Here is a 1703-nt window from a genome sequence, read left to right on the forward strand (position 1 = left end):
GTATTGTACGCGCCCTGTAATTCAGAAAAAGCGTGCATGTCTCTTTTGTTGCGTGCTACCTGCATTCCCTTCTGATAAATGGCTATAGCTTTCTCTTTTTGATCGTCTTTTTCAAGCAATTTCCCCAAATGGTAATAAGTGCCAACATAATCCGGGTGTTTATCGGTTAACTGAAGGTAAAAAGAATAAGCTTTTTCCTTATCATTTTGTGCGTTATACTCTGTGGCTAAGGCATATAGTATAAAAGGATCGTTAGGATCGCTTTCTAAAAATTCCAATAACTTACTTAAACGGGTTGATGACATTTTATTTCCTTGCTTTTTTAATTAAATTTGCAGAAAGACCTTATATAATAAACATATAACATATGAAATTATCATGAGCTAAAAAWTTCGGCTTGCGATAGCTTCATAGCAATAAAAACCACTATTAACATATGAAAATATTAGTTTGTATCAGTAATGTGCCAGACACAACGACAAAAATAACTTTTACTAATGATAATACCGAATTCAATACGTCAGGAGTGCAATATATTGTTAATCCATACGATGAAATCGCTTTATCAAGGGCAATTGAGCTAACCGAAGGTGGTAAAGGAACGGTAACGGTTATTAATGTAGGCGAAGCAGGCAACGATCCAACCATTAGAAAAGCGCTTGCAATTGGTGCAGATGATGCGGTTAGGGTTAATGCGGCACCGAGAGATGCCTATTTTGTGGCTAAACAGATTGCGGAATATGCAAAAGATAAAGATTTCAATATTATTCTAACCGGTCGCGAGTCTATCGATTATAATGGTAATCAGGTTGCTGCTATGGTTGGTGAGTTTTTAGATATCCCTTCAGTATCTATTATCAAAAAATTAGATGTTGACGGTGATACAGCAACGATTGAAAGAGAAATTGAAGGTGGTAAAGAAGTTTTAACCGTTTCTGGTAAGTTTGTTGCAAGTTGTGCTGAAGGTGTGGCAGAACCGAAAATACCGAATATGCGTGGTATCATGAGTGCCAGAACAAAACCATTGGTTGTAGTAGATGCAGTTGCTATTGAAGAAGTAACCAAGGTTACGAAATATGAAACTCCTGCCCCGCGCGGAACGGTTAAGTTAATTCCTGCCGACCAAACAGAATCGTTAATCGGTTTACTTCACAGCGAAGCTAAAGTAATCTAAGTTTTCAGTCACAATAAATCAAATCGTTTACACCATCCTGTTAAGGATAAAGAAATAAATATATGTCAGTATTAGTATATGTAGAACAAGCTGAGGGGAAATTTAAGAAATCTGTATTTGAAGCCGTATCTTATGCCAAAGCCATTGCCGATCAACAATCAACTAATTTAACCGCAATTTCTATTGGCGATGTAGCCGACAGCGAATTAAAGGAATTAGGTAAATACGGTGCATCAAAAGTACTAAACGTAAGTGCCGATCAATTAAAAACCTTTGTAAATCAAGCCTATGCAAGTGTTATTGCTGCAGCTGCAGAAAAAGAAGGTGCCGACATTGTAGTTTTATCTAACTCTTTCTCTGGTAAAGGTTTAGCGCCACGTATTGCAGTAAAACTTAAAGCAGGTTTAGCTGATGGTGCAGTAGAATTACCGAGTACTGATGGTAAATTTTCGGTTAAGAAAACGGCTTTCTCTGGTAAAGCCTTCGCGATTACCGAATTAACATCGGCCAATAAAGTAATTGCTTTAAA

At 37.1% G+C, this 1703-nt stretch carries 3 protein-coding genes; 2 read left to right on the plus strand and 1 reads right to left on the minus strand.

What is annotated here, in order from left to right; translation table 11 throughout:
• On the minus strand, nt 1-305 hold a 305-nt coding region (locus tag AC1DND_RS27340; protein WP_477585933.1), incomplete at its 3' end, for a tetratricopeptide repeat protein.
• Between the two features lie 131 nt (nt 306-436).
• Between AC1DND_RS27340 and AC1DND_RS27345 the strand changes: the two genes are divergently transcribed.
• A complete protein-coding gene (locus tag AC1DND_RS27345; RefSeq protein ID WP_477585935.1) occupies nt 437-1174 on the plus strand; it encodes an electron transfer flavoprotein subunit beta/FixA family protein in 738 nt (245 codons plus the stop codon).
• Between the two features lie 62 nt (nt 1175-1236).
• A partial coding sequence (locus tag AC1DND_RS27350; protein ID WP_477585937.1) for an electron transfer flavoprotein subunit alpha/FixB family protein occupies nt 1237-1703 on the plus strand: 467 nt, incomplete at its 3' end.

The sequence above is a fragment of the Pedobacter sp. 01N416 genome, from assembly GCF_056399685.1.